Consider the following 23,422-nt stretch of genomic DNA (forward strand, 5'->3'; position numbering starts at 1 on the left):
TCAATCCCGCGCGCCGCTGTCACGGCCCTTGCAATGGGCCAGTATTACCGTGCCCTCAGCACGCGATCGGCCCAGGCGGCAAAATCGTCCATGATGACGTCTCGGTTGATCTCGTTCAGGCTTTCGTGGCGGGTTTTGGCGTAAACCTTTGAAACGAGATTCGAAAAGCCCATCATGTGCATTCGGCCGGCAAGATGGCTGACCGCCTTGCCGCCGTGCGAGGCCGGATCTTGCTCGCCTCCGACCAGATTGACGAACAGGTCGCGCCGCACGCCGGAGAAATTGCGGTCGCTGCCGCAATGCAGCGTCATCTTGACGATGTCCTGCCACATCGACACCGATGCGTCCCAGCCGCAGAGCGGGTCGGCGATGTACTTCTCGACTTCGGCGGCATCGCGCGACAGCCAGTCGAATGGCGTCCGGCGATCGGGCACTGCCTTGCCCCAGGCCCGGAACGTCAGCCGGGGCAGCATGCGCGACGGTACGTCTGAGCCAAGCCGGAACCTTTCCCAGGCAAGCACGCCCAGCGCGATTTGGCCGAGCCGTCCGGCCGAGAAATTGCCGTTCCAGATCGCGGTGGCATGGATGCGCGCCGAGTGGTGGAGGACAAAGTTCAGCGCGACCGACGCGCCCAAGGAGTGGCCGAAGACGATGACCGGCAGGCCAGGTTGTTCCCTGGCGATGAGATCATGGACGGCGGCGACATCGGCGATGACCTTGGCACCGCCATCCGCATCGGCGAACCTGCCCGGTGGCGCATCGGGCGCCTTGGTGGCGCCGTGGCCACGGTGATCGTGCGCGTAGACCTGGTAGCCGCGCTCGCCGAGGAAATCGGCGAAGCGGGCATAGCGCGCCGCGTGCTCGGCCAGCCCGTGATTGATCTGGACAATGGCGCGCGGTTGGCCGGTGGCGTGTTTCACATAAAGGTTGAGCTCGGCGCCGGTCGGCGATGCCAGCATCCTCTGCTTGTCAAATGGCATGTCTCGCTCCCGTCGGCGACTGTTGGGCGACGCGGCGATCGACGTCAAGAGACGTAGGTACCCATTCGACGGCAATTGACAGTATACTGTCAATGTGATTACATGACAGCATACTGTCAAATTGTCAGCGGCAGATTGCGGGTATGACTGTGAAAACCACCGGGGCCATTTCGCGGCGTGCAATCTTGCTGGCGGGCTTCGCCTTCACGACGGCCACCCTGTTGTCAGGGATTGCTGCGTTCAGTCAGGAAACCAGGGAGATGACCATGATGACGTCCACTGTTCCAGGCCCGCAAGGCCAGCTTGCCACTTACAGGATCAACGCTGGCAATGGCCTGCCGATCATGTTCCTGCATGGAGATTGCAGCCGCGCTTCCCACTGGGACCGCGTGATGCAGCTCTCCGTCGAAGGCCGCGAGGCGGTAGCCTTCGATTTTCGCGGTCATGGCGCCTCCGCGCCGGCGCAGGACGGTGACTACGGTTATGACGGTCGTGCAATGGATGTCGGTGCCGTGGCCGACGCGTTTGGCCTGAAGCGGTTTCTCATTGTCGCGCACAGCGGCGGCGGTGGCGTGGCGCTCGCTTATGCCGCCAGCCATGCCGACCGGGTCGCCGGTGTCTTGCTCGTCGACCCGGCGACCGATCCTCGTGCGCTGCCGCAGGCGATTCGTGACGGCTTTGTCCGCGATCTGGCCGGTCCGCAAGGCCGTGATGTCCTGAACGCCTATTACACGTCGATTGCCGGCCCTAACGCGGCTGTTCGCCAGCGTGTTCTGGCCGATGCGGCAGTGGTCGATCCGGCGGCGAGGGCAGGTGTCGGCAAGGCGCTGGCCGAATGGAACCCGGAGCCGGCACTCGATGCGTATCGCGGGCCTATGTTCGTTTTGGCTACCGAGGCCAGTGACACTCCAGCCGCGCTCCACCGGCTGCGCACGGACATTCCGCGCCAGATCGTGGCGGGCAGCGGCCATTGGGTGATGCTTGACAAGCCCGAGGTCGTAGCCGAAGCCGTTAATAATTTCGTCGCGACCATCGAGGCCGGCCAGAAATGACGACCAGGACCGAAGCGGCAAATGTGCTCACCGAACTGGTGCTTGCCGTGTTCAGGATGAACGGCAGTTTTCTGGACGCGGCCGACCGGCTGGCCGCTCCAACCGGGCTGACGGCAGCGCGCTGGCAGGTTTTGGGTGCAGTTTTGAAGGAGCCGAAATCTGTGGCCGACATCGCCCGCGACATGGGTCTCGCCCGTCAGAGTGTACAGCGGCTGGCCGACATACTGGCTGCGGAGGGGCTTGCCGTCTACGCCGACAACCCGGCGCATCGCCGCGCCAAGCTGTTGTCGATAACCGATGCCGGCCGGGCAGCGGTCAAGAATATCGGCACACGCCAGCATGTTTGGGCGAACCGCATTTCGGAGGGTATGGACGCCGACGCGCTGAAAGCCTCGCTTGATGTGCTGCGCACCCTGACGGAACGGGTGGAGGCGGGCGGATCCTGATCGACCACGCGGGAGCCTCTCAATGCGCTGGCGATTGTTTTTACGGCCGGCGAAAGAAATCGTAATTCTGACATGTCGCAAGTTTCTAGCTTGCGGCGTGATTCACGAGGAGTGCCGGAATGCGGATTTGGGCGATATGGGGGGCGGTGTTTCTTGCGTTTGGCGGCGCAAGCGCGGCGCGGGCCGATGTGAAGATGACCGGCTCTTTCGTCGCCGACGCCGCCTGTCCGGCAACGCAGGCGATCAAGAGCGGCAAGAATCCCGGCAATGTCTCGACCGCGGCTGGTCAGAGTTATGATCTGCTGGCCGGCAACAAGGACGCGCCTACTCACTATCTCATTCGCGTGCCGGGCGCCGATCCGGAGCGCCGCTGGGTCAAGATCAGCTGCGGTCACGTTTCGGGCGACAGCGCGTCGACGATGCCTGCTGCACCGGCGCCTGCCGAGCCGAACAAGCCATCGGCGTCCGGAAAGCCGGAATATGTCTTCGCGCTGAGCTGGCAGCCTGCTTTCTGTGAGACCAAATCCAGCAAGACCGAATGCCGGGCGCAGACCGCCGCCGGTTTCGATGCGACCCACTTCACCTTGCATGGATTGTGGCCGCAGCCGAACGGAAATTTCTATTGCCAGGTCGCGGCAAGCGACAAGGCGAACGACGATCCGGCACACTGGCGGGATTTGCCGCCGGTCACCCTCGACCCGAAAACGCGATCGGAACTCGACCAGGTGATGCCCGGCACCGCGTCCGCCCTCGAAAGGCATGAATGGATCAAGCACGGCACCTGCTACGGCAAGAGCCAGCAGGAGTATTTCTCCGACGCCTTGAACCTGATGCGCGCGATGAATGCTTCGCCGGTGCGCGATCTCTTCATCAAGAACATCGGCAAGCAACTGACATCCGATCAGATCCGCAGCACCTTCGACGTTACCTTCGGCAAAGGCGCGGGCGACCGGGTCCGCGTTTCCTGCGTGGTCGATCCCTCGAACGGCAGGCGGCTGATCGGCGAGCTGACGCTCGGCCTGACCGGCCCGATTGCGTCGAACGCCTCGCTCGGTGCCCTGCTGCTTGCCTCGGCGCCGACAGCCAAGGCCGGCTGCCCGAAGGGCGCGGTCGATGCCGTCGGGTTCCAGTAAACAGGCCGTACGCGACTGTCGCTTTGCACCGGGGATGGTATGATCCCGGGGGGTATCATTCGCAGGGGGTGGCGATGAGTGGCGTGACGAGCGGCGCGCTGGCGCGGTTGGCGTTCTGGGCCAAGGGCATGACGGCGACCCGCGACGGCCATATGGAGTGGCCGGGCTTTTCCTACACCGAAGTGGAGTGGGCGCGCATGGCCACGCTCGCCAAACCCGTCGACGGCGGCACGTACCAATTGTTCACGCTGGTCAACGCGGCGATCTTCATCGCCATCGCCGCGTTCGGGATATTCTGTATCTTCCTGCCGCTGGCGGCGCTGCTGTTCCCGCTACCGGCCGAAACCAGTGCGCAGAAGTTTTCGCTGCTCCTAGCGGCATGCGCCTTGCTGATCATCGGCATCGGCCTGCCTATCTCGCTGCGTCTTTCGACCGCGCTGGTGGCGCCGAAGGCAATGCGGGCCGCACTTGTCGCCGTGCCCGGCGATCAGGCGCTTGCGGCAAAAGTGTCATGGCAGATCAACCGGATCACGCTCGTGCTCTGCGGCCTGCTGGTACCGGGCATTCTTCTGTTCATTGCCTACGACATCGAAGCCGGCCCGATTATTACCGCGTTGAAATGGCTGGCGATCGCGCTGATGGCGGTTTCGGTTGCGATCGGCGCATGGCAGCGGCGCAAACAACCCTGATTGAGCCAATCGCAGGCCAGGGTAGCGTTACGCGCCGGCGCTGCGCTCCGGCCTGGTCCATGTGTTGCGCCCGTCTGCTTCGTTGCCGCCCGGTTCGCCGACAACGCGATCGCGTCCCGTGGATTTGGCCTTGTAGAGACGCTGGTCGGCCAGCGCGAAGAGATCGGCAAGGCAACGGGTCGTCTCGCTGACCGTCGAGATGCCGGCGCTGACGGTAATGTCGAACCGGCTGGTGCTCGCGGACGTCTTGACCGCTTGCCTGACGGTCTCGCCCAGCAGTCTGGCGAGCGGCTGCGGACGCCAGCCGAGGATGGCGAATTCCTCGCCGCCGATCCTGAACAATTGATCGTCGGTCCCGACAAGTTCGCCAAGCAAAATTGCCAGGGCTTTCAGCACCCTGTCGCCCTCGGCATGGCCGAAGCGGTCGTTGATCGATTTGAAATGGTCGACATCGATGATCAGCAGGCTGAGCGGCCTGGCGGTCCGCAGGCTGGTGGCCACGGCGGCCTCGCCGTCGCTGTCGAAGCGCCCCCTGTGCAGGAGGCCGGTGAGGCCGTCGCGACCGACATGCTCGACCAGCGCCTCATAGCGCTCGCGATAGGTCAGCGTGTCGAAAATGTCGGAAAGCCCGCGCGGCGCCGGCACCTGCCGCGCCTCGAACCACCTGATATAGGTGACCAGCATGGTGCTGTAGACCACGGCCGCTGCCATCTTGGCGAACCAGCCGCCGAAAAACACGGCGACCGGCGCACCGGTGACGAAATGCAGCGCCGTGAAAAAACCTGCCTGGTCGAAGGTGAGCACGCAGGCGACGCAGACCAGGATGCGGGTGAAAAGCGCCTTGCGCAGATATTTGCCGAGCTTTTCATAGAGCAGAATGACCAGGATGGCGTCGACGAACAGCAGCGTCGTGCCCCACACCATCAGCCAGCCCATCTCGTCGATGAAGCCGATGTCGGGAAGCTTGCCGTCGGGCAGCGGTGCGATGTCGTGCAGGCGCAGGATCAGCACGAGCCCGATCATCAGGGCATTGCCGAGCAGCAGGCCGTAGATCGGCTGGCGGACAGTTGCCGCGTCCTCCTTGATGTAGAGCAGGAGCAGCATGACCAGCTTGCCGGAAAAGAGCACGGCCGAACCCGGCGATACCATGCCGAACGGCAGCGCGACGTAGAAGACGCTGGCGAGATAGGTTTCCAGGAAATGCATGACGCCAAGGGCGCAAACAAAGACGCCGAGGCCGATGCGGCCCCTGAACCGGAAAAGCGTGACCATGATGCCGAAATAGAGAACCGCTTCGGCAAAAAGCAGGAAACTGTTCAACACGGCCCGATCTCTCTCCCCGAAATCGCGGCTGCCAGCGATTTCCTATCCAACATTGTTTGACGCGGAATGGTTAACCGGAGCTTTCGCCTGGGTGCCGGCACGAAATGAAGCGGCTAAGCGTTTGTGGGTGCGACCAAATCCGCTTGGGGCCAAAACTGTTTGCCGTTCGGGGCCGCATCGCTTACATAGCCCCCAACTTCCATTCAATCCGACATCAGTCGACTTTTCAGGGAAAGCGCGCGTGGCACGCCAGTTCATCTATCACATGGCCGGCCTCAACAAGGCCTACGGCACCAAGAAGGTGCTCGAGAACATCCATCTGTCCTTCTACCCGGACGCCAAGATCGGCATCCTCGGCCCCAACGGCGCCGGCAAGTCGACGATCCTCAAGATCATGGCCGGCATCGACAAGGAGTGGAGCGGCGAGGCCTGGCTGGCCGAGGGTGCTACCGTCGGTTACCTGGCGCAGGAGCCGGCGCTCGATCCGAACAAGAACGTGTTCGAAAACGTCATGGAAGGCGTCGCGGCCAAGACCGCCATCATCGAGCGCTACAACGAATTGATGATGAACTATTCCGACGAGACGGCGGACGAGTCGGCCAAGCTGCAGGACGAGATGGACCGGCTCAACCTCTGGGATCTCGAACAGCAGGTCGAGATGGCGATGGAAGCGCTCGGCTGTCCGCCCAAGGAGGCCGATGTCACCAAGCTGTCGGGCGGCGAGCGCCGCCGTGTCGCGCTCTGCCAGCTCTTGCTGCGCCAGCCCGATTTGCTGCTGCTCGACGAGCCGACCAACCATCTCGACGCCGAGACGACGGCGTGGCTGGAAAAGCATCTGCGTGCCTATCCAGGCGCGGTGATGATCATCACCCACGACCGCTACTTCCTCGACAATGTCACCGGCTGGATCCTCGAGCTCGATCGCGGCCGCGGTATCCCGTACGAAGGCAACTACACCAAATATCTCGAAGCCAAGGCCAAGCGGCTCAAGCAGGAAGGCCGCGAGGACGATGCCCGCCAGCGGGCGATCGGCCGCGAGCGCGAGTGGATACAGTCCAGCCCGAAAGCCCGGCAGACCAAGTCGAAGGCCCGTATCCAGGCCTTCCAGGATCTGCTGGATGCAGCCGACAAGCGGCGTCCGAGCGACACGCAGATCGTCATTCCGCATGGCGAGCGGCTCGGCAATGTAGTGATCGAGGTCGAGGGCCTGTCGAAGGGCTTTGGCGACACGCTTTTGATCGACGACCTCGAATTCAAGCTGCCGCCGGGCGGCATCGTCGGCGTCATCGGCCCGAACGGCGCCGGCAAGACGACGCTGTTCCGCATGATCACCGGCCAGGAAAAGCCGGACGCCGGCACCATTCGCGTCGGCGAGACGGTCAAGCTCGGTTATGTCGACCAGAGCCGCGACGCGCTCGACCCGACCAAGACCGTCTGGGAAGAAATCTCGGGCGGCGCCGAAGTGGTCAAGCTCGGCAAGTTCGAGGCCAACACGCGCGCCTATTGCGCGTCGTTCAACTTTCGCGGCGGCGATCAGCAGCAAAAGGTCGGCAACCTGTCCGGCGGCCAGCGCAACCGTGTGCATCTGGCCAAGATGCTGAAGACCGGCGGCAATGTGCTGCTGCTCGACGAACCGACCAACGATCTCGATACCGAAACGCTGGCCGCACTCGAAGACGCGCTAGAAAACTTCGCCGGCTGCGCCGTCATCATCTCGCACGACCGCATGTTCCTCGATCGTCTGGCGACGCACATCCTCGCCTTCGAGGGCGACAGCCATGTCGAATGGTTCGAAGGCAATTTCGAGGATTACGAGCAGGACAAGATCCGTAGACTCGGGCCGGACGCGGTCAACCCGCACCGCATGACGTATAAGCGGCTGACAAGATAGTCCGTGCGCCTCGTTTAGAATTCTCTGTCGAGTGTCTCTATGAAGTCCTCGGCGAGTTTGGCTGAAGAGAACCGCGCAACTTCCCGGTAGTCGGGGTGGTGTTCTGCCGTCGGTGGCGAGTTAAGGACTATAAACGCGTCGTTCTCTTGAACCACAATGTTGGTCAGATCGACGCTATCGATGGCTGTCGCATTGCGCGCTTGGCAATATGGACACTCGTCGTCACAGGCGCAGGACCAATCAGTAGCCCAATACCTGTGACATTTATAACATCTGTAGTTGTTGAGATACCAAGCCATTCTTAGACCTGACCAAAAACGATCTGACGTAGATCACCTGCGTTATCGCGCTACCTGATATCGACCACGGGACAGGAACCTAAGATATCCCTTGTCGCGAAGAAACTGAAGTTGTTGACGGATTTTAGGTCTAATATTCTGGTTGTTCGGGTAAAGGAGAGCCAACTGTGGCTCAAATGCGTAGGCCTGGTCGATGTCAAATTCGTCTGTGCCGATCGACTCGATACATCGCATGACCTCAACGAGCCATCCCCTGGTGTCGTGGGGCGCATCGCGTAGGAACACAGTTCGCTTCCAAGCTGCCAAAACCTCTTCTTTCGAGGTGATCACACCGTTTCTGACAAGGTGGATTCTTCCCGCTTCAGGGACCCGGCTAAGAAGGATATTCGAACCAATCCAGCCGGCGCGGCGTGCTGCTTGGGAGAGCGGCGTCCTGCGTTCTACGATTGCTGGCGTGAAAAAATGTTTTGGGATAACGCAGACGGACTCCACCAGTCGCTGGTTAAAATCGTATTTGAGTAGAAAAAAGTTGGGGTTCGTTGACGAATTCAGCCGCTCGATTTTTCTGCTATACGCACCATTGGCGAGTTTTCTGCCGAACGGTTTCTTTGCGCTTTTTAGTTCGTATTGATCATCGCACTTATCGCAGTAAAAATCGGCAACAGGGAGATTTGCCGGAAACTGCGTCAGGCGCGAATTCCCGCAGTTGGGGCAGTATAGCCATTCTGACGCCCACCGCTCCGTCCAGATTCTCGCGCTTTGCGAACCGCTGTCGTATGCTGCTTGAGTCTCTTGGAATCCCATTTTCATGGTCAAAGGGTCTACGCAATATGCGTGAACGTCAATCAACGCATGGCGGCGAGTCGTTATGACGGCACAGAAAGATTCACGGGGCGGAAAGTTAACTTTCAAAACAGGAAAAGACTGGTCCGCCGCCCTCTACCTGAAATTCGAGGATGAGCGCACGCGGCCGGCGCGCGATCTCGTTGCACAGGTGCCGGTGCCAGAACCGCGCCTGGTGGTCGATATTGGCTGCGGACCGGGCAATTCGACCGAATTGCTGGTCGAGCGCTGGCCGCAGGCGCAAATCAGCGGCTTCGATACCTCGCCCGACATGATCGAGAAGGCCAAGGCGCGCCTGCCCGGCGTCAGCTTTGCGCTGGCGGATGCGGCGGCGTGGCAGCCGACCGAACCCGTCGACGTGATCTTCGCTAACGCGGTGTTCCAGTGGCTGCCGGAGCATCCGGCAGTCTTCCAGCGGCTGATGGGATTCTTGGCTCCCGGCGGCGCGCTTGCCGTGCAGATGCCGGACAACATGGCTGAGCCCTCGCACCGGCTGATGCGCGAGACCGCGGCCGAGATGCCGTTCACCGAAAAGCTCGAGCGCGCGGCTCGCGCGCCGCTGCCGCCGGTCTCGTTCTATTACGACCTTCTGTCGCCGTTCTCGGATCGGCTCGATATCTGGCACACGATTTACAACCATCCGCTGGCCGATGCCGAGGCGATCGTCGAATGGGTGAAGTCGACGGGGCTGAAGCCGTTCCTCGATCCGCTCGACGAAGACGAGCGGCAGCTTTTCCTGAAGCGCTACACGGCCGGGATCAGCGAAGCCTATCCGAAAACGGCAAGCGGCAAGGTGTTGCTGCGCTTTCCCCGTCTCTTCATCGTGGCGCGGCGCGCTGCTTAGGAACTTTTAGACCCTTTCCAGGGACTTGATTTAAGCCGGCATAAACTGGCTAGGTGCAAAAGAGGTTGCGCCGAGCTTTTTGCGGCGCGACATGAAGCCGCAACGCCTGCGCACGGGACGAACTGAAAATGCATCGCGTCATCATCAGCGGCATCGGCGTTGAAATCCCCGAGGCTTCGATCACCAATGAGGAACTCGTCGCCAGCTTCAACAGCTGGGTGGACATGGAGAACGTCCGCCGCGAGGTGTCCGGCGAGCCGCTGCTGCAGAAATCGGACAGTGCCTTCATCGTCCATGCCTCGGGCGTCCAGACCCGCCATGTCATCGAACGGGAGGGCATCCTCGACCCGACCCGCATGGCGCCGCGCTTCCCGGCGCGGCCCGACGATGCGCTGTCGCTGGAGGCCGAATTCGGCATCGCCTCGGCCAGCAAGGCGCTCGATCATGCCGGGCTAAAGCCAGGGGATATCGACCTGGTGATCTGCTCGGCCTCGCATCATCAGCGGCCCTATCCGGCGATCGCCATCGAAATGCAGCAGGCACTGGGCACGAAGGGCGCCGGTTTCGACATGGGGCTTGGCTGCTCTTCGGCGGCGGCCGCGTTGCACATCGCCGTCAACCTGGTGCGGGCAGGGGCGCACAAACGCGTGCTGGTGACGACGCCGGAGATCATCACCGGCCATCTCAATTTTCGCGACCGGCAGACGCATTTCATCTTTGGCGACGCTTCCGTGTCGATGGTCGTCGAAGGGCTCGCCCAGGGCGAGAAGCGGCCGGGCCGATTCGAGGTGCTGGATACGCGTACCTGGACGCAGATGTCGAACAGCATCCGCACCAATCTCGGTTATCATACCCGCGCCACCCAGGACGATCCGTATATGATCGATCTGGAAGGCAATCTGATCAAGCAGATCGGCAACAAGGTGTTCAAGGAAGTCACCGTTGCCGGCCACAAATTCATCGTCGAGTTCCTGGCCGAGCACGGGCTGACGCCGCAAGCGATCCGGCGCTTCTGGCTGCATCAGGCCAATGCGCGGATGAACGCCATGATCCTGAAACTGTCGTTCGGCCATGACGTCGACCATGACCGCGCGCCGATGGTGCTGGAGCGCCTCGGCAACACCGCCGCCGCCGGCGCCATCATCGCCCTGTCGGAGAACCATGCCGACATGAAGGCCGGCGACTACGGCCTGCTCTGCGCGTTCGGCGCCGGCTACTCGATCGGCGGTGCGCTGTTGCGCATGCTCTGACTATTTCGGCGCGGACGGCACAGGCATTGGAGCGCGCCTGGCAATCGCATCAGTCCGCTTGATCGGAGCATCAGCGCTTTCGACTGGACCTGATGAGCTGACCGCGGCTAATTGCGCGTATCACGCGAGGCACGAACCCATGCCGGATCTTTTTCCCGAAGCCGAAACTCCGGTCGAGATCGTGCCCGCGCGAAAACTCGCCGCCAGGGTGGCAGCGCTTTACCTCGCACCGTTCGATCATTTCGAGACACGGGCAGTGGATACGTTGCAGCTCGGCTTCGACGGCATCGATGGCGATTTCCACGCCGGCACGACGCGGCGCTCCGGCGGGCGCGAGCCCTGGTATCCGCGCGGCACCGAGATGCGCAACGAGCGGCAATTGTCGATCGTGGCGGCGGACGAACTGGCAATCGTCGCCGAACGGATGGGCATCGCCGAGATCAAGCCGGAATGGATCGGCGCCAATCTCGTGATCGAAGGCCTGCCGCACCTCTCGATGTTGCCATCCGGCACGCTGCTGTTCTTCAAAGGCGGCGCAACCGTCAAGGTCGACGCGCAGAACGGGCCTTGCCGGATCGCGGGCAGGTCGGTCGCCGAGCATGCCGGGATAGCCGACGTCGAGGCCGGCGCGCTGCTGTTCCCGAAAGCAGCGAAGCGGTTGCGCGGGCTCGTCGCCTGGGTCGAGAAGCCCGGCACGATCACTGCCGGCGAGGAGATTTCGGTGCGCGTGCCGGAGCAGTGGATTTACCGGGCCTGATTGTTTTCTAGGCAAGGCGGCAAAGCCAGGCAAAGCCGCGCGCTGCGTATTTTGTTCTTGCTTTGTGCCGGCAGCTATGCTACTAATTTCGGCATGGTGCTAATTGGCTCCAACGATCCGCCCTCCGAGGCGGTTTTTTTGTTTCTGGCTTTGAAAGTTCCGATGTTGCCGGACTGACGTCGGCAGGACAGAGGGGGGCGCCGTAGAACTCGACGCGTGTATCTGCCATCGCTCTATTCCTCGTCCTCGTCATCGAGCAGACGGGTGGCACGCCAGCGGGTTAGCACGATGTTGGTTTGCTCGATGACGAAGAAGCGCGCGGAATCGCGGTCATAGCCTTCGGCCAGCAGCTTTTCGTAGTCGGTATGGGCGTGGCGAATATGCGCTATCGTCGCCAGCCACACCGCAATGCTCGGTGGTAAGGTCTTCATGTGCACGGCGCCGGCATCGGAACGGATCTTTTCCATGTCGGCATAGGGCGCCAGCGGCAGGAGCGCTGTCAGTGCCTTGGCGATGGCGCGGCGGCGGCCGGTCGGGGCGCTCACTGCCCGTCCGATCTGGACGACTCGTCCCGCCCGGCCATGGTCGCCTCGGCGAAGGCATCGGTCGAGGCGAAGTAGGGCTTGATGTCGATGACCGGCGTGCCGTCGAGCACGTCGATGGCATCGAGATCGATGCGGCCGGTATCGATATCGACGGCAACCAGCCTGGCGACATGCAGTCCGACAGGATTCGGCCGGGCAGGGGAGCGCAGCGAAAAGACGCCTTTCGGCTCTGTGGCATGGCGGGGTTTCTGGACAATCAGTTGCCGCGGCGCATGGTGCAGCCAGGACAGGACGATCACGTGGCTGGCGCGTTCCAGCCCAAGCAGGCCATCACGATAAAGCGGGTCGATGACCAAGTGCGCCGGCTGTCCCGTCTCCCGCGCGGCCTCCATGTTTTTGGGGCAAGTCTCCCGCGTGATCCAAGGCGAAGCGATGCGGCCGATGAAGACGACATGGCCATCCGGCGGCATCGTTGCCGGGTCGGTTTCCAGGAGCTTTTCGCCGCTGCGCGTTTCGAACATGGGCCTCGCCTCGATGCATCCGGCTTTGCGCGATCCGCTGCGCATGCGTCATTTTCTTGTCCGGAAGCGACATAGCGCTTGCAAACCCATCAAAACCGACATAAACATATGTTTATATCTTTTCAAAGAGAATGCTCGCATGCATGTCGCTCTCGACACGATGGTAGATACATTGAAGGCGGCTGCCGAATCCAGCCGGCTGCGTATATTGGCGCTGCTGTCGCGCGGCGATCTGACCGTTTCAGATCTCACCGAAATCCTCGGCCAGTCGCAGCCGCGCGTCTCGCGCCATTTGAAATTGCTGCTGGAGGCAGGGCTGATCGGCCGCTACCAGGAGGGCTCGTGGGCTTTCTTCCGGCTTTCGGATTCCGACACGTCGCGCGATTTTGTGCTCAGGCTGGTCTCCGGCATCCGCGGCGCCGATCCGCAGGTCGAGCGTGATCTCGAACGGCTGGCTGCGGTCAAGCGCAAACGGCAGGACCGGGCTGCCGAATATTTCTCGGTCAACGCCGCAAGCTGGGACCATATCCGCTCGCTGCATGTGCCGGACCGCGCCGTCGAAGCAGCTCTCATCAAGCTCGTCGGCAAGCGGCCGTTCCAGTCGATGCTCGATCTCGGCACCGGCACCGGACGACTGCTCGAGATCTTTTCGCCGCTCTATCGGCGCGGTATCGGCATCGACATGTCGCGCGAAATGCTGACGGTGGCGCGCGCCAATCTCGACAAGGCCGGCGTTTCGAATGCGCAGGTGCGGCAGGGCGACATTTTCGCGCCGCCGGTCGAACGCGACGCCTTCGATCTCGTTACCATCCATCAGGTGCTGCACTATCTCGACGATCCTGCCCGCGCCATCCGAGAGGCGGCGCGTCTGTTGCGCCCGGCCGGCCGGCTGGTGATCGTCGATTTCGCGCCGCACACGCTGGAGTTCTTGCGCGAGGAGCACGCGCATATGCGCCTCGGCTTTTCCGACCGGCAAATCGCCGACTGGTTCTCCGAGGCCGGCCTCGACCTCGAGGACAGCCAGGAATTCGAACCGCGCGGTGGCAACGAGGCCAAGCTCACCGTCAAACTCTGGCTCGGCCGCGATCGGCGCATGCTGATTGCCGAGCCTTCCAACGACAGACAACCGGCCAATGCGTATCCGATAGGGGAAACCGCCTGATGAACCAGTTCCGCTTCTCCCGCCGTCCCGACATCGGCGACAAGGTCAGGGTGTCGTTCGAGTTCTTTCCGCCGAAAAACGACGAGATGGAAGCAAGGCTGTGGGACACGGTCACCCGGCTGGAGCCGCTCAAGCCGAAATTCGTCTCGGTCACTTATGGCGCCGGTGGTTCGACCCGCGAGCGCACGGCCCGCACCGTCAAGCGCATCCTCAACGAAACGTCGCTGACGCCGGCGGCGCACATGACCTGCGTCGACGCGGCACGCCACGAGGTCGATGCGGTGATCCGGGAGTTCGCCGATATGGGCGTCAAGCGTTTCGTCGCCCTGCGCGGCGATCCGGCCGAGGGGGTCGGCGCGGCTTACCGGCCGCACCCGGAAGGCTATGCCAATGGCGCCGAATTGGTCGATGCGCTGAAGGGCGCCGGCGATTTCGACATATCGGTCTCGGCCTATCCGGAAAAACATCCGGAGAGTCCGGATTTCGCCACCGATTTCGACATGCTGAAGCGCAAGGCCGACAATGGGGCGACGCGGGCGATCACCCAGTTCTTCTTCGACAACGATCTCTATGAGCGCTATGTCGAGCGGGCACGGCGGGCCGGCATCTACATACCAATCGTGCCGGGCATATTGCCGGTGCACAATTTCACCCAGGTCGCCAACTTCTCGGCGCGGTGCGGCGCCTTGGTGCCGGCATGGCTGGCCGAGCGTTTCGATGGGCTGCAGAACGATCCGCAAACGCATGCGCTGGTGGCATCTGCCGTGGCCGCCGAGCAGGTGCTGGACCTGGTCGAGCGTGGCGTCGGCGATTTCCACTTCTATACGATGAACCGGGCCGATCTGGTCTTCGCCATCTGCCACATGATCGGCATCAGGTCGCACGAAGTCGAGGCGGCGGGATCCGCCGCGGCGTAAGGCGGCAAGCTCCTTTTTGAAATGTCAAAGATCGGGGGAATGCAAAGGCCGGGCAAAATGCCCGGCCTTTTCAATGGTTTGTAATATTCGGTGCTGGTCTTCCCCCGCTCAGCGGCCTTATGGAAGGACGCCCATAATGAGGGCGCCGATGAATGCAAACGCAGCACAAATCATCAATGCGTTGATCGGCCTCGTCAGTCCCATGTCATAGCCTCCTCTTAAGAGCTATGGCGAGAGTCTAGGGTCATTTGTGCCACAGGCAAGCAGAAACTTTGCTGCAATGCGACGAGATTGTGGAATTTGCGACCTGCCGTTTGCCGTTAGGTATTGAAACTCTTGGTCAAAAGCCGGCGTTGGACCTGTGAATAATTTGTGGCGAAGCCGGGGCAACAACGAGAATGGCAGCGCTACCGCAGCGGAAATCGGAATCGATTTCGAGCTGAGAGTTGGGGAACATGCTCTAACGCCGCCCGAACAAGCGACCGTCGATGGTGACGAGGCCGAGCGCAATCAGCGCCATGCCGCCCAATTCGAACAGTTCGAGCCGCTCGCCCAGGAACAGCAAGCCGAGCAGGATCGCACTGGCCGGCACGATGAGCGTGACCAGCGAGGCGTTGGTGGCGCCGGCCGAGGCGACGAGGTTGAAATAGAGGATGTAGGCGAAGGCGGTCGACAGCAGCGCCAGCGCCAGCACCGCCGCCCATACCGGCGGCGAAGCCGAAAACAGAGTGGCAGCGTCATAGGTGAACAGAACGACCGGGATCATGATGATGGTCGAGCAGGTCAATTGTCCGGCGGCAATGACCGGTGACGGCACACCCTTGAAGCGGCGGGCAATCATCAGCGCAACCGCATAGGAGACCGAGGCACCGATGAGCGCGAATTTCGCCCAGACCGGGCCGCCGAGCCCGGCAATCAGTCCAGGACCGATCATCACCGCCGTTCCCGCGATACCGAGGGCGATGCCGGCAAGCTTGTTCCATGACAGTTTTTCGTCGCTGGTCAGGGCGTTGGCGAGGATCAGCGTCCAGAACGGCGTGGTCGAATTAAGCACCGAGGCGACACCGGCGCCGAGCTCGGTCTGGCCGGCAAAGATCAGCGAGAAAGGGATGACATTGTTGGCGAGCGCCAGCAGGAAGAACAGTCCGGCATGTGGGAAGGCGAGGCGAAAGGATGGACCGCGAACCGCAAGGTAGAGCTGCAACGCGGTCGCCGCGATGGTGACGCGAAACAGCACCAGCACCAGCGGAGGAAGTTCCGACACCGCAATCCGGGCAAAGAAGAACGAACCGCCCCAGATGGCGCCGAGCAGCAGAAGTTGCGCCCAGTCCTTGAGCACCATCGGCCCGCGCATCGTGGTGGTGGCAGCTATCGCCATTGGTCGTCCTCCCAGACGAGATGCCTTGCTCTCTTCAGGCATCTGTTCACGCTCTACCCGGTCCGGCGGCAAGGGCCACCCGAAACCTGAGTGATGGCCTAGCTCGCTCATAACCGGCGCACAGAACGGCGTAGCGCCGCGAAGCCGGGGCGGCGAGACATAGAATTGTTTTCATTAGCCGCTAGCTTGGATTAATTGTGCGCAGCCTCAGTCAAGGGATTCGTCCATGCAGCGATTCGAAAATGCCCGCGAGGCAGCGCTGGCGCTTCGCCCGGACGATCCGATCTATTGCTTCCGCCCGCAGGTGCTGAAGGCGGACGCCAAACAGTTCATGGGCATGTTTCCCGGCAAGACCGCCTATGCGGTCAAGACCAATGGCGAGCAGATCGTGCTCAATGCGCTGGTCGAGGCCGGCGTCAGCGCCTTCGATGTGGCCTCACCCGGCGAATTCGCCGCCGTGCGCGCCGTCTCGCCGGACGCCGAGATGCTCTACATGCACCCGGTGAAGGCGCAGTCGGACATCAGGCTGGCGCTGGAAAAATACGCCATTCGCGTCATTTCGCTCGACCATGAGGACGAGCTCACCAAGCTGACCAGGGTGGTGCGGGCTCTCGACATCGATCCGGGCGCCATCACCGTGTTCGTGCGCATCCAGACGAAAGGCTCGGCGGCCTACGAACTGTCGAAGAAGTTCGGCGCCGGACCGGCCAACGCGGTCGAACTGGCCGAACGGCTGAACCGGACCGGCTACAAGGTCGGGCTGTGCTTTCACGTCGGCAGCCAGATCGAGGATCCCGACACTTACGAGCGGGCGCTGGCCTCCGCCGACTGGGTGCGCAACCGCGTCGGCTTCGATATTGCCGGGCTCGATGTCGGCGGCGGCTTTCCCGCCGAATACGGTCATGATCCGAACAGCCGCAAGCCGGAAATGCCGTCGCTCGGCCAGATCATGTCGCGGCTGTCGGGCGACCTCCAGGAGTACCAATTCGACCAGATGCAGCTGGTGGCCGAGCCCGGCCGGGTGATCGTGGCGCGCTGCCTGTCGCTGATCGTGCGCGTGCTGCTGCGCAAGGGCAAAAGGCTCTACATCAATGACGGCATCTGGGCGTCGCTGTCGGATTCATGGACCGGCAAGATCACGCTGCCGGCACGCTTCATCCCCGATCCGGCGATCCGCTCGCGCAATGGCGAGGACAAGACCATCGTGCCGTTCAAGGTCTGTGGTGCGACCTGCGATTCCGTCGATATACTGTCGCGGCCGTTCTGGCTGCCCGAAACCGTCGATACCGGTGACTGGATCGAGATCGGCCATATCGGCGCCTATTCGCTGTCGCTCCGGACACGGTTCAACGGCTTCTATCCCGATACTTTCGTCGAGGTGGCGACGCCATTCGACGAAGGCGATGCACCGCAGGGGTTTGCCAGCCTGGAGACGATGGCGGATTAGTTGATGGTGAATGGAAGCGGTTCTTGCGTTCCGTCCGCTTCGGTGAATCGTCACCCTTCACCCTTCACCCTTCGCCCCCGAGTAGTCAGGCTACTCCGCCGCCGGCCTGGATGTTCTCGCCGGTCAGCCAGCGAGCTTCGTCCGAAGCCAGGAAAACCGCGACATCGGCGACGTCGCGCGGTGCTCCGATCCGGCCGAAGGGCGACATGCCTGCGGCCACGGCCCGGTCCCGCTCCGGAAGCAGGTCGGTGTCGGTGAAGCCTGGCGACAGCGCATTCACGGTAACGGCGCGCGGGCCGAGTTCGCGCGAGAGGACGCGGACGAACTGCTCGACGGCTCCCTTGCTGCCGAAATAGAGCGCCGTCTGCGTGAAGAACATCTTGGTTCCACCAGTGGAGACGGCAATGATGCGGCCACCGTCGCGAACGCGGCGCGCCGCCTCCTGAAGCGTGAAGAAGGTGCCCTTGGCATTGGTGCCGAACACATGATCGAAGTCCGCTTCGGTAGCCTCGACGAGCGGCTTTATGACGGCGACGCCGACATTGGCGACGACGATGTCAATCGGCCCCATCTGCCTTTCGGTTTCGTCGAACAGCCTGCGAATATCGGGGATGCTGGAGACGTCCGCCTGGATGGCGACGGCTTTTCCGCCATTCCCTTCAATGGCGGCAACGACTTCCCTGGCGGCTTTCTCGTTGCCGACATAGTTGACGACCACGGCAGCACCCTTGGTTGCGAGCCCCTCCGCGATGGCGCGTCCGATGCCGCGCGAACTGCCGGTCACAAGTGCGGTTTTGCCTTCGAGTGGACGATGCATGGCTGTTCCTTCCGTCTGGATACGGCCGCCCCGATCGAGCGGCGTTCCAGCGACAGCTAGGGGCATGCTATTGCTCAGAGAATAGCCTATTATGTAACTGACTTATTAAGCCTGGGGTACATAATGCGCGGAACCGAGTTTTCCGAACTCACGGCATTTGCAACAATCATCGAAGAGGGCAGCTTTGTCCGCGCCGCGGCCAAGCTCAGAATTTCGCCTCCAGCACTCAGCCAGACGATACGCGGGCTGGAAGAGCGTCTCGGTGTCCGCCTGCTCAACCGCACCACGCGCAGCATGTCGCCGACCGCTGAGGGCGAGAAGCTGTTTGCCCGCATCGCGCCGGCGTTCAGCGAACTGGAAGGGGCCGTCGCCGACGCGCATGCATCACGCGGCCGGCCGGCAGGCTCGCTGCGCATCAATGTTCCGCGCATTGCCGCCACGCGTTTCATCGCGCCGATCCTCGGTGACTTCCGCCGCGCCTATCCCGATATCGCCCTCACCATCATCGTTGACGACATGCTCACCGACATCGTCGAAGGTCGCTTCGATGCCGGAATCAGACTGGGTGAGCGGCTGCACAAGGACATGGTGGCGGTGAAGCTCAGCGAGGAACTCGAGATGGCCGCAGTGGCGGCGCCGAGCTATCTGGAGCATCGCCCGATACCCCGCCATCCCGCGGACCTGCATCAGCACCAGTGCATCAATTTCCAGTGGCCGAGCGGCGGCAATCTCTACCGCTGGGAGTTCGCCCAGGGCCAACGTGCCCTGGAAGTGGCCGTCAGCGGCGGCCTGACGGTAAACGATACGGACCTGATGATGGGGGCGGTTCTGGATGGGGTCGGCGTGGCGTACATGCTGGAATATCAGGTCCGGCCGTGGATCGAAGCGGGAAAGCTTATCCGCTTTCTCGAAGCCTGGTCGCCGAGATTTCCGGGCTTTTATTTATACCACGCGAGTTCCCGGCAGGTTCCCACGCCGCTGCGAGCCTTCATCGATTTCCTGCTTGCGAGGCGGTGATGTGAATAGTGAATGGTGGTAGCTCTGGTGCTCAAGTGCGGCTCCGGTGCTATTCTTTTACCATTCACCACCCTCACAGCCTGGCCAGCAGCTCCGGCGTCGGCCAGCCGTCGACCGGCAAGCCCAGCCGCATCTGCTCCTTGCGGATCGCTTCGCGGGTGTTGGTGCCGAGGATGCCGTCGACGGTGCCGACGTCATAGCCTCTCGCCTCGAGCTTGGTCTGTAGCGCCTTCATCTGGTCGCCGTCGAGGCCCGGGTCGGGGTTGCGCGGATCGAATCGCGGAGCGCCCCCCAGCCGGGCGGCAAGATTTGCCGCTGTCAGGGCATAGGTAAAGGACTGGTTCCACTCGAGATAGACGTCGAAATTGTCGTAGGTCAGGAAGGCTGGCCCCTTGCGACCCATGGGTAGCGCCAGGCCGGCCTTCAGGCCGTTGTCGAGAAGCGGCGTATCGTCGGGCCTGGTAACGCCCCACTGGCTCCATTGCGTCAACGGCAGCTTGTTGGTGCGCCCTGTCTGCTCCCACGGCAAGTTGTCGGGCACACGGACTTCCTCGATCCAGGGCTGGTCGCGCTTCCAGCCGCGCGACTGGATCTTGCTGGCCGTGCTCATGATCACGTCCGGCGCGCTGCCGCGCAGGTCGACCAGGCCATCGCCGTCGCCGTCGACGCCGTGGCCGAGATAGTCGGAAGGCAACATCTGCGTCTGGCCGATCTCGCCGGCCCAGGCACCGGTCACGTCGGCCGGCACCACGCCGCGATCGATCAAGATCAGCAGCGGAACGATCTGCGGCCGGAACAACTGCGGGCGGCGGCAGTCATACGAGAGGCTCACCAGCGCATTCAGTGTGTGAAAATCGCCTTGCACGGCGCCAAAATCGGTTTCAAGGGCCCAGAAAGCGGCAATGACCGGCGCCTGGACGCCGTATTCGCGATCCGCGCGGGCAAAGACCTCGGCATATTTGTGCAGATTGGCCGCACCTTGCTTCAGCCGATGGGACGAGATCATGCGGTTCGAGAATTCGATGAAGGTCTGGGTGAAGACGCCCTGGGCGCGGTCGCGTGCCAACGCCTTCTCATCGAGGGTGGCGTTTTCCAGCGCATCAAGGCCGGCAGCGCCGACGCCGTCCGCCCTGGCCTCCGCCGCCACGCCCTGCTTCCATGCCTCGAAATCGCCGCCGCATTGCTGTGCCGCGGCCGGCACGGCGCTCAGGAGCAGCGCCGCGAGAAGTCCAAAGCGCAATCGCATCGCCATCCTTCCGAAAAGATTACCAGCGGTTGCAGGCATTCGTTATTGGCTGTGTCGAAAAGCAGGCGGCAGGCCCGGTGTCAACGGGTGTTCTGCCGCAACCACTTCTTCCACGCGGCTTCGGAGCCGTTGAAGACGTTGATGTCGGCGTTTCCGGCCATGCCCGGCACGACGCCCGTTCCGGTATACTGCCAGAAGGTGAAGGGATGGCTGCCGTATTTCTGGCGCGGATGCCCGGCGACAGAGCGCAGCCAATAGGGGTAGCCGCGGAAACCCGACAAACCATTATCTTCGAAGAAGTCGAGCGACGTGTAGATGATCGGCTTCTTGCCGTAGTGTTTTTCGACGATTTCGAGGAACGTGCTCATCTCGCTGCGTACCGTGGCGGGATCGGGCCGCAGCTTGCACGTCGGCGATTTCGGGTTCCATTCCATGTCGAGGACCGGCGGCATCGCCGAGTTGTCTTTGGGCACGTTCTGGATGAACCAGCGCGCCTGGGTCGCGGCCGGCGTGCAAAAGTAGAAGAAGTGATAGGCGGCGCGGGGGATGCCCGAGGCCTTGGTGCGGCTCCAATGCTCGTTGAAAGCTTCATCGAACCGGTCTCCGCCCTCGGTTGCCTTGATGAAGGCGAAGGAGATGCCGCTGGCCCTGGCCGCCGGCCAGTCGATCGAGGTCTGGTATTTGGAGACGTCGGTGCCGTGGACGGCATAGCTCCACGGTGCGCCGCTATCCCATTCATGCGGGTCGGAATCGGCAAAACGGGGCGCGCGTACCGCAACCGTCGCGGCACTGGACGACGATGGCGTCAGATCCTCGACCGTCGAGCAGGCACCAAGCAGCATCAGCGTGATGAGGACCGCGAAACGGCGCATCGCTACTTCCCGAGCCGGTTTCAGCCGGCCGCTGATGGGTCTTTCCGCGGGTGGCCCCTCGACCGGGCGCAGCGTGTCTGAAACCGACTTACGCGACGCGCCTGGATCTTCGTTTCATGCATTTCCCAAACCGTTGCGCAGTTTTGGGACGCATGCATTCAAGCCCCGCCGGACGGTCACCCCACAGGATCGCCCGGTCTGTCCAAGCGCGTCGCTTCGACGCGCTTGGCTCTTTCGTCTGTGCATGTCGTGGTCCCAAAACCGCTGCGCGCTTTTGGGCGACATGCACCTGTGATCGCCGATCATGGTTGATATTCGGTTGACGGCGCTCGACAAGAGCCGCGATTTTGCCGAAACAATGGCGGCAAATCGATGACATAGATCGAGCGCGTCGGGGGAACTCAAAATGCAGATCCTTTTGAAGTTCGTCAAATGGCTGCTCGGCCTGGCTGTGCTGGCCGCCGCGATACTCGCCGGCTGGCTGTATTTCGCGCCGCCGGAACTGATCCGCGTCGGTTCCGGCTATGCGGCCAAGATCGTCTGCTCGAACGTCTTCATCGCCGGGCGCGACGCCAACGACGTGCTCGCCGTCGATGTGCAGGCGCCGGGTCATCCGCTGCTGAAGCTGATGAGAGTGTCGGTGGACAAGGAGAAGGGAACGGTTTCGGCGGGCCTGTTCGGCGCGCTCGGCAAAAGTGTCGCGGTCGCTCGCGAGGGGCTCGGCTGCGCCTCGGTTCCCGACGGGGATATTGCCGCCGCCAAGGTTATCGCCGGCGCTCCACCGACGCCGGCGCCGCTGCCCGATGCGATGTGGCCGGAAGGCGACGATGTCGGTGCCTCGCAGGATCCCGAGGTCGTGAAGGTCCTCGACGATCCAGCAATGACCGGCGCCGGGATGCGGGCGGTGGTGGTGGTCAAGAGCGGCCGCATCGTCGCTGAGCGCTATGGCGACGGCTTTTCCGAAAAGACGCCACTATTGGGCTGGTCGATGACCAAGACGGTGAATGCGGCGATCGTCGGCACGCTGGTGAAGGGCGGCAAGCTGGCGATGACCAACCAGGGCCTGTTCGGTCCCTGGAAGGGAGATGGCCGCGCCATGATCAGCCTCGCCGACATGATGGCGATGTCGAGCGGGCTGGAATTCAACGAGGATTACGGCGACGTCGCCGATGTGACGCGTATGCTCTATCTCGAACCGGACATGGCGGGCTTTGCCGGATCCAAGCCGCTGACCGGCGAGGTCGGCAAGGTGTTTTCCTATTCGAGCGGCACGGCGGTGATGCTGTCCCGATTGTGGCAGGACGCGATCGGCGACAAGGACAAGGCGCTGGCCTGGCCGAGGGCCGCGCTGTTCGATCCGCTCGGCATGCACAGCGCGGTGCTTGAAGCCGACGAGCACGGCACCTTCGTCGGCTCGTCCTATCTCTATGCCACGGCACGCGATTGGGCGCGCTTCGGCCAGTTCCTGCTGCAGGGCGGCGTCTGGAACGGCAAAGAGATACTGCCCGCCGGCTTCGTCGACTGGATGCGGGAACCGGCAACTGCCTCGAAGGTCTACGGCAAGGGGCAATTATGGATCGAAGGACCGGGCGACGAAGAAAACCCCGGCGCCGGCATTGCCGCAGGCCTGCCCAAGGACACCTATTGGATGGAGGGGCATGACGGGCAAACGGTCGCCATCGTCCCCTCGGAGCAGCTGGTTGTGGTGCGGCTCGGCCTGACGCCGGCCAGGCTCGGCTACCGGCCGCAGGCGATGGTGGCGGCGCTGGTCAAGGCGCTGCATTAGGCTGTATCGATACTAAGGTGATGCCGGCCTGCAAACGGCGGTTTCCTGCGCTTCCGGCCTTCGCCGGGCCAAAGCACTCATGAGCGGTCGTGGCAGTTAAGGCTACGGCCGGCGTAGGCCGGTGCTCACGTACCCTAAAGGACGCTCCGCTCCGGTTCTCGCAACCCCACCGTTTTCGACTCGGCCTGACCTGAATCTCAACACATC

The 23,422-nt window shown here is 62.5% G+C and carries 22 protein-coding genes; 13 read left to right on the forward strand and 9 right to left on the reverse strand.

Going from position 1 to position 23,422, the window contains the following annotated elements; all coding sequences use genetic code 11:
- Window positions 1-44: 44 nt before the first annotated feature.
- On the reverse strand, window positions 45-980 hold the full coding sequence (locus NKH83_RS26705; protein ID WP_352475399.1) for an alpha/beta fold hydrolase: 936 nt from the start codon (window positions 978-980) through the stop codon (window positions 45-47).
- A gap of 260 nt (window positions 981-1,240) precedes the next feature.
- Here NKH83_RS26705 and NKH83_RS26710 point away from each other — a divergent pair, with 260 nt between their 5' ends.
- The 4 genes from NKH83_RS26710 to NKH83_RS26725 all read left to right on the forward strand — a co-directional run bounded on the left by NKH83_RS26710 (window position 1,241) and on the right by NKH83_RS26725 (window position 4,300).
- Complete coding sequence (locus tag NKH83_RS26710) at window positions 1,241-2,032, forward strand: alpha/beta fold hydrolase (protein ID WP_352808116.1); 792 nt, start codon at window positions 1,241-1,243, stop codon at window positions 2,030-2,032.
- A complete protein-coding gene (locus tag NKH83_RS26715; RefSeq protein ID WP_352808117.1) occupies window positions 2,029-2,478 on the forward strand; it encodes a MarR family winged helix-turn-helix transcriptional regulator in 450 nt (149 codons plus the stop codon). Before NKH83_RS26710 ends, NKH83_RS26715 begins: the two co-directional genes overlap by 4 nt.
- Before the next feature lie 119 nt (window positions 2,479-2,597).
- Window positions 2,598-3,611 carry a ribonuclease T2 gene (locus tag NKH83_RS26720; RefSeq protein WP_352799477.1) on the forward strand — a complete coding sequence of 338 codons (1,014 nt, stop codon included), beginning with the start codon at window positions 2,598-2,600 and terminating at the stop codon, window positions 3,609-3,611.
- 74 nt (window positions 3,612-3,685) lie between these two features.
- Window positions 3,686-4,300 (forward strand): hypothetical protein, encoded by a 615-nt coding sequence (locus tag NKH83_RS26725; RefSeq protein WP_352475746.1) that lies wholly within the window; start codon window positions 3,686-3,688, stop codon window positions 4,298-4,300.
- 27 nt (window positions 4,301-4,327) lie between these two features.
- On the opposite strand, the gene NKH83_RS26730 is transcribed toward NKH83_RS26725, so the two are convergent.
- Window positions 4,328-5,623, reverse strand: coding sequence for a GGDEF domain-containing protein (locus NKH83_RS26730; RefSeq protein ID WP_352475397.1), 1,296 nt, complete (start codon window positions 5,621-5,623; stop codon window positions 4,328-4,330).
- Window positions 5,624-5,864: 241 nt separating this feature from the next.
- Here NKH83_RS26730 and ettA point away from each other — a divergent pair, with 241 nt between their 5' ends.
- The gene (gene ettA / locus NKH83_RS26735; RefSeq protein ID WP_254819019.1) at window positions 5,865-7,514 is read left to right on the forward strand and encodes an energy-dependent translational throttle protein EttA; all 1,650 of its coding nucleotides are present in this window, start codon (window positions 5,865-5,867) and stop codon (window positions 7,512-7,514) included.
- Between the two features lie 341 nt (window positions 7,515-7,855).
- Here ettA and NKH83_RS26740 read toward each other — a convergent pair whose 3' ends face one another.
- Complete coding sequence (locus tag NKH83_RS26740) at window positions 7,856-8,623, reverse strand: DpnI domain-containing protein (protein ID WP_352808118.1); 768 nt, start codon at window positions 8,621-8,623, stop codon at window positions 7,856-7,858.
- 58 nt (window positions 8,624-8,681) lie between these two features.
- On the opposite strand from NKH83_RS26740, the gene tam reads away from it, so the two are divergent.
- The 3 genes from tam (at window position 8,682) to NKH83_RS26755 (ending at window position 11,507) form a co-directional block, all read left to right on the forward strand.
- Window positions 8,682-9,500: a trans-aconitate 2-methyltransferase gene (gene tam / locus NKH83_RS26745; RefSeq protein WP_352475396.1), complete on the forward strand. Its 819-nt coding sequence runs from the start codon at window positions 8,682-8,684 to the stop codon at window positions 9,498-9,500.
- Between the two features lie 128 nt (window positions 9,501-9,628).
- Entirely contained in the window at window positions 9,629-10,750 is a 1,122-nt protein-coding gene (locus NKH83_RS26750; protein WP_352475395.1) for a beta-ketoacyl-ACP synthase III, read from the forward strand.
- A gap of 139 nt (window positions 10,751-10,889) precedes the next feature.
- Window positions 10,890-11,507, forward strand: a complete 618-nt coding sequence (locus NKH83_RS26755; RefSeq protein ID WP_352475394.1) for an MOSC domain-containing protein — start codon at window positions 10,890-10,892, stop codon at window positions 11,505-11,507.
- Between the two features lie 233 nt (window positions 11,508-11,740).
- On the opposite strand, the gene NKH83_RS26760 is transcribed toward NKH83_RS26755, so the two are convergent.
- Complete coding sequence (locus tag NKH83_RS26760; protein WP_352475393.1) at window positions 11,741-12,052, reverse strand: DUF2293 domain-containing protein; 312 nt, start codon at window positions 12,050-12,052, stop codon at window positions 11,741-11,743.
- Complete coding sequence (tsaA, locus tag NKH83_RS26765; protein WP_352475392.1) at window positions 12,049-12,573, reverse strand: tRNA (N6-threonylcarbamoyladenosine(37)-N6)-methyltransferase TrmO; 525 nt, start codon at window positions 12,571-12,573, stop codon at window positions 12,049-12,051. Before tsaA ends, NKH83_RS26760 begins: the two co-directional genes overlap by 4 nt.
- Before the next feature lie 139 nt (window positions 12,574-12,712).
- Here tsaA and NKH83_RS26770 point away from each other — a divergent pair, with 139 nt between their 5' ends.
- Entirely contained in the window at window positions 12,713-13,735 is a 1,023-nt protein-coding gene (locus NKH83_RS26770) for an ArsR/SmtB family transcription factor (RefSeq protein ID WP_352475391.1), read from the forward strand.
- The gene (gene metF, locus NKH83_RS26775) at window positions 13,735-14,652 is read left to right on the forward strand and encodes a methylenetetrahydrofolate reductase [NAD(P)H] (protein ID WP_254819012.1); all 918 of its coding nucleotides are present in this window, start codon (window positions 13,735-13,737) and stop codon (window positions 14,650-14,652) included. The genes NKH83_RS26770 and metF overlap by 1 nt, the downstream gene beginning before the upstream one ends.
- Before the next feature lie 460 nt (window positions 14,653-15,112).
- Here the strand turns inward: metF and NKH83_RS26780 are convergent, their stop codons facing one another.
- On the reverse strand, window positions 15,113-16,030 hold the full coding sequence (locus NKH83_RS26780) for a DMT family transporter (protein WP_352475390.1): 918 nt from the start codon (window positions 16,028-16,030) through the stop codon (window positions 15,113-15,115).
- 226 nt (window positions 16,031-16,256) lie between these two features.
- On the opposite strand from NKH83_RS26780, the gene NKH83_RS26785 reads away from it, so the two are divergent.
- On the forward strand, window positions 16,257-17,477 hold the full coding sequence (locus NKH83_RS26785) for an alanine racemase (protein WP_352808119.1): 1,221 nt from the start codon (window positions 16,257-16,259) through the stop codon (window positions 17,475-17,477).
- Window positions 17,478-17,562: 85 nt separating this feature from the next.
- On the opposite strand, the gene NKH83_RS26790 is transcribed toward NKH83_RS26785, so the two are convergent.
- Window positions 17,563-18,294: an SDR family oxidoreductase gene (locus NKH83_RS26790; RefSeq protein ID WP_352475389.1), complete on the reverse strand. Its 732-nt coding sequence runs from the start codon at window positions 18,292-18,294 to the stop codon at window positions 17,563-17,565.
- Window positions 18,295-18,417: 123 nt separating this feature from the next.
- On the opposite strand from NKH83_RS26790, the gene NKH83_RS26795 reads away from it, so the two are divergent.
- Window positions 18,418-19,311 (forward strand): LysR family transcriptional regulator, encoded by an 894-nt coding sequence (locus tag NKH83_RS26795; protein ID WP_352475388.1) that lies wholly within the window; start codon window positions 18,418-18,420, stop codon window positions 19,309-19,311.
- A gap of 73 nt (window positions 19,312-19,384) precedes the next feature.
- Here the strand turns inward: NKH83_RS26795 and NKH83_RS26800 are convergent, their stop codons facing one another.
- Window positions 19,385-20,557 (reverse strand): lytic murein transglycosylase, encoded by a 1,173-nt coding sequence (locus tag NKH83_RS26800; protein WP_352808120.1) that lies wholly within the window; start codon window positions 20,555-20,557, stop codon window positions 19,385-19,387.
- A gap of 80 nt (window positions 20,558-20,637) precedes the next feature.
- Window positions 20,638-21,429 (reverse strand): glycoside hydrolase family 25 protein, encoded by a 792-nt coding sequence (locus NKH83_RS26805; RefSeq protein WP_352475386.1) that lies wholly within the window; start codon window positions 21,427-21,429, stop codon window positions 20,638-20,640.
- 406 nt (window positions 21,430-21,835) lie between these two features.
- Here NKH83_RS26805 and NKH83_RS26810 point away from each other — a divergent pair, with 406 nt between their 5' ends.
- Window positions 21,836-23,215, forward strand: a complete 1,380-nt coding sequence (locus NKH83_RS26810) for a serine hydrolase domain-containing protein (protein ID WP_254819005.1) — start codon at window positions 21,836-21,838, stop codon at window positions 23,213-23,215.
- The last annotated feature ends 207 nt before the right edge of the window (window positions 23,216-23,422 follow it).

This window comes from Mesorhizobium sp. M0909 (assembly GCF_040319515.1).
Classification (GTDB): domain Bacteria; phylum Pseudomonadota; class Alphaproteobacteria; order Rhizobiales; family Rhizobiaceae; genus Mesorhizobium.

Bases quoted from the DNA above. Each gene is read 5' to 3' on its own strand.
- NKH83_RS26755 (WP_352475394.1), top strand. From the start codon at position 10,890: ATGCCGGATCTTTTTCCCGAAGCCGAAACTCCGGTCGAGATCGTGCCC.
- tam (WP_352475396.1), top strand. From the start codon at position 8,682: ATGACGGCACAGAAAGATTCACGGGGCGGAAAGTTAACTTTCAAAACA.
- NKH83_RS26800 (WP_352808120.1), bottom strand. From the start codon at position 20,557: ATGCGATTGCGCTTTGGACTTCTCGCGGCGCTGCTCCTGAGCGCCGTG.
- NKH83_RS26770 (WP_352475391.1), top strand. From the start codon at position 12,713: ATGCATGTCGCTCTCGACACGATGGTAGATACATTGAAGGCGGCTGCC.
- NKH83_RS26720 (WP_352799477.1), top strand. From the start codon at position 2,598: ATGCGGATTTGGGCGATATGGGGGGCGGTGTTTCTTGCGTTTGGCGGC.
- NKH83_RS26780 (WP_352475390.1), bottom strand. From the start codon at position 16,030: ATGGCGATAGCTGCCACCACCACGATGCGCGGGCCGATGGTGCTCAAG.
- NKH83_RS26785 (WP_352808119.1), top strand. From the start codon at position 16,257: ATGCAGCGATTCGAAAATGCCCGCGAGGCAGCGCTGGCGCTTCGCCCG.
- NKH83_RS26805 (WP_352475386.1), bottom strand. From the start codon at position 21,429: ATGCGCCGTTTCGCGGTCCTCATCACGCTGATGCTGCTTGGTGCCTGC.
- NKH83_RS26795 (WP_352475388.1), top strand. From the start codon at position 18,418: ATGCGCGGAACCGAGTTTTCCGAACTCACGGCATTTGCAACAATCATC.
- NKH83_RS26750 (WP_352475395.1), top strand. From the start codon at position 9,629: ATGCATCGCGTCATCATCAGCGGCATCGGCGTTGAAATCCCCGAGGCT.
- NKH83_RS26715 (WP_352808117.1), top strand. From the start codon at position 2,029: ATGACGACCAGGACCGAAGCGGCAAATGTGCTCACCGAACTGGTGCTT.
- tsaA (WP_352475392.1), bottom strand. From the start codon at position 12,573: ATGTTCGAAACGCGCAGCGGCGAAAAGCTCCTGGAAACCGACCCGGCA.
- NKH83_RS26790 (WP_352475389.1), bottom strand. From the start codon at position 18,294: ATGCATCGTCCACTCGAAGGCAAAACCGCACTTGTGACCGGCAGTTCG.
- NKH83_RS26710 (WP_352808116.1), top strand. From the start codon at position 1,241: ATGACCATGATGACGTCCACTGTTCCAGGCCCGCAAGGCCAGCTTGCC.
- metF (WP_254819012.1), top strand. From the start codon at position 13,735: ATGAACCAGTTCCGCTTCTCCCGCCGTCCCGACATCGGCGACAAGGTC.
- NKH83_RS26705 (WP_352475399.1), bottom strand. From the start codon at position 980: ATGCCATTTGACAAGCAGAGGATGCTGGCATCGCCGACCGGCGCCGAG.
- NKH83_RS26810 (WP_254819005.1), top strand. From the start codon at position 21,836: ATGCAGATCCTTTTGAAGTTCGTCAAATGGCTGCTCGGCCTGGCTGTG.
- NKH83_RS26740 (WP_352808118.1), bottom strand. From the start codon at position 8,623: ATGAAAATGGGATTCCAAGAGACTCAAGCAGCATACGACAGCGGTTCG.
- NKH83_RS26725 (WP_352475746.1), top strand. From the start codon at position 3,686: ATGAGTGGCGTGACGAGCGGCGCGCTGGCGCGGTTGGCGTTCTGGGCC.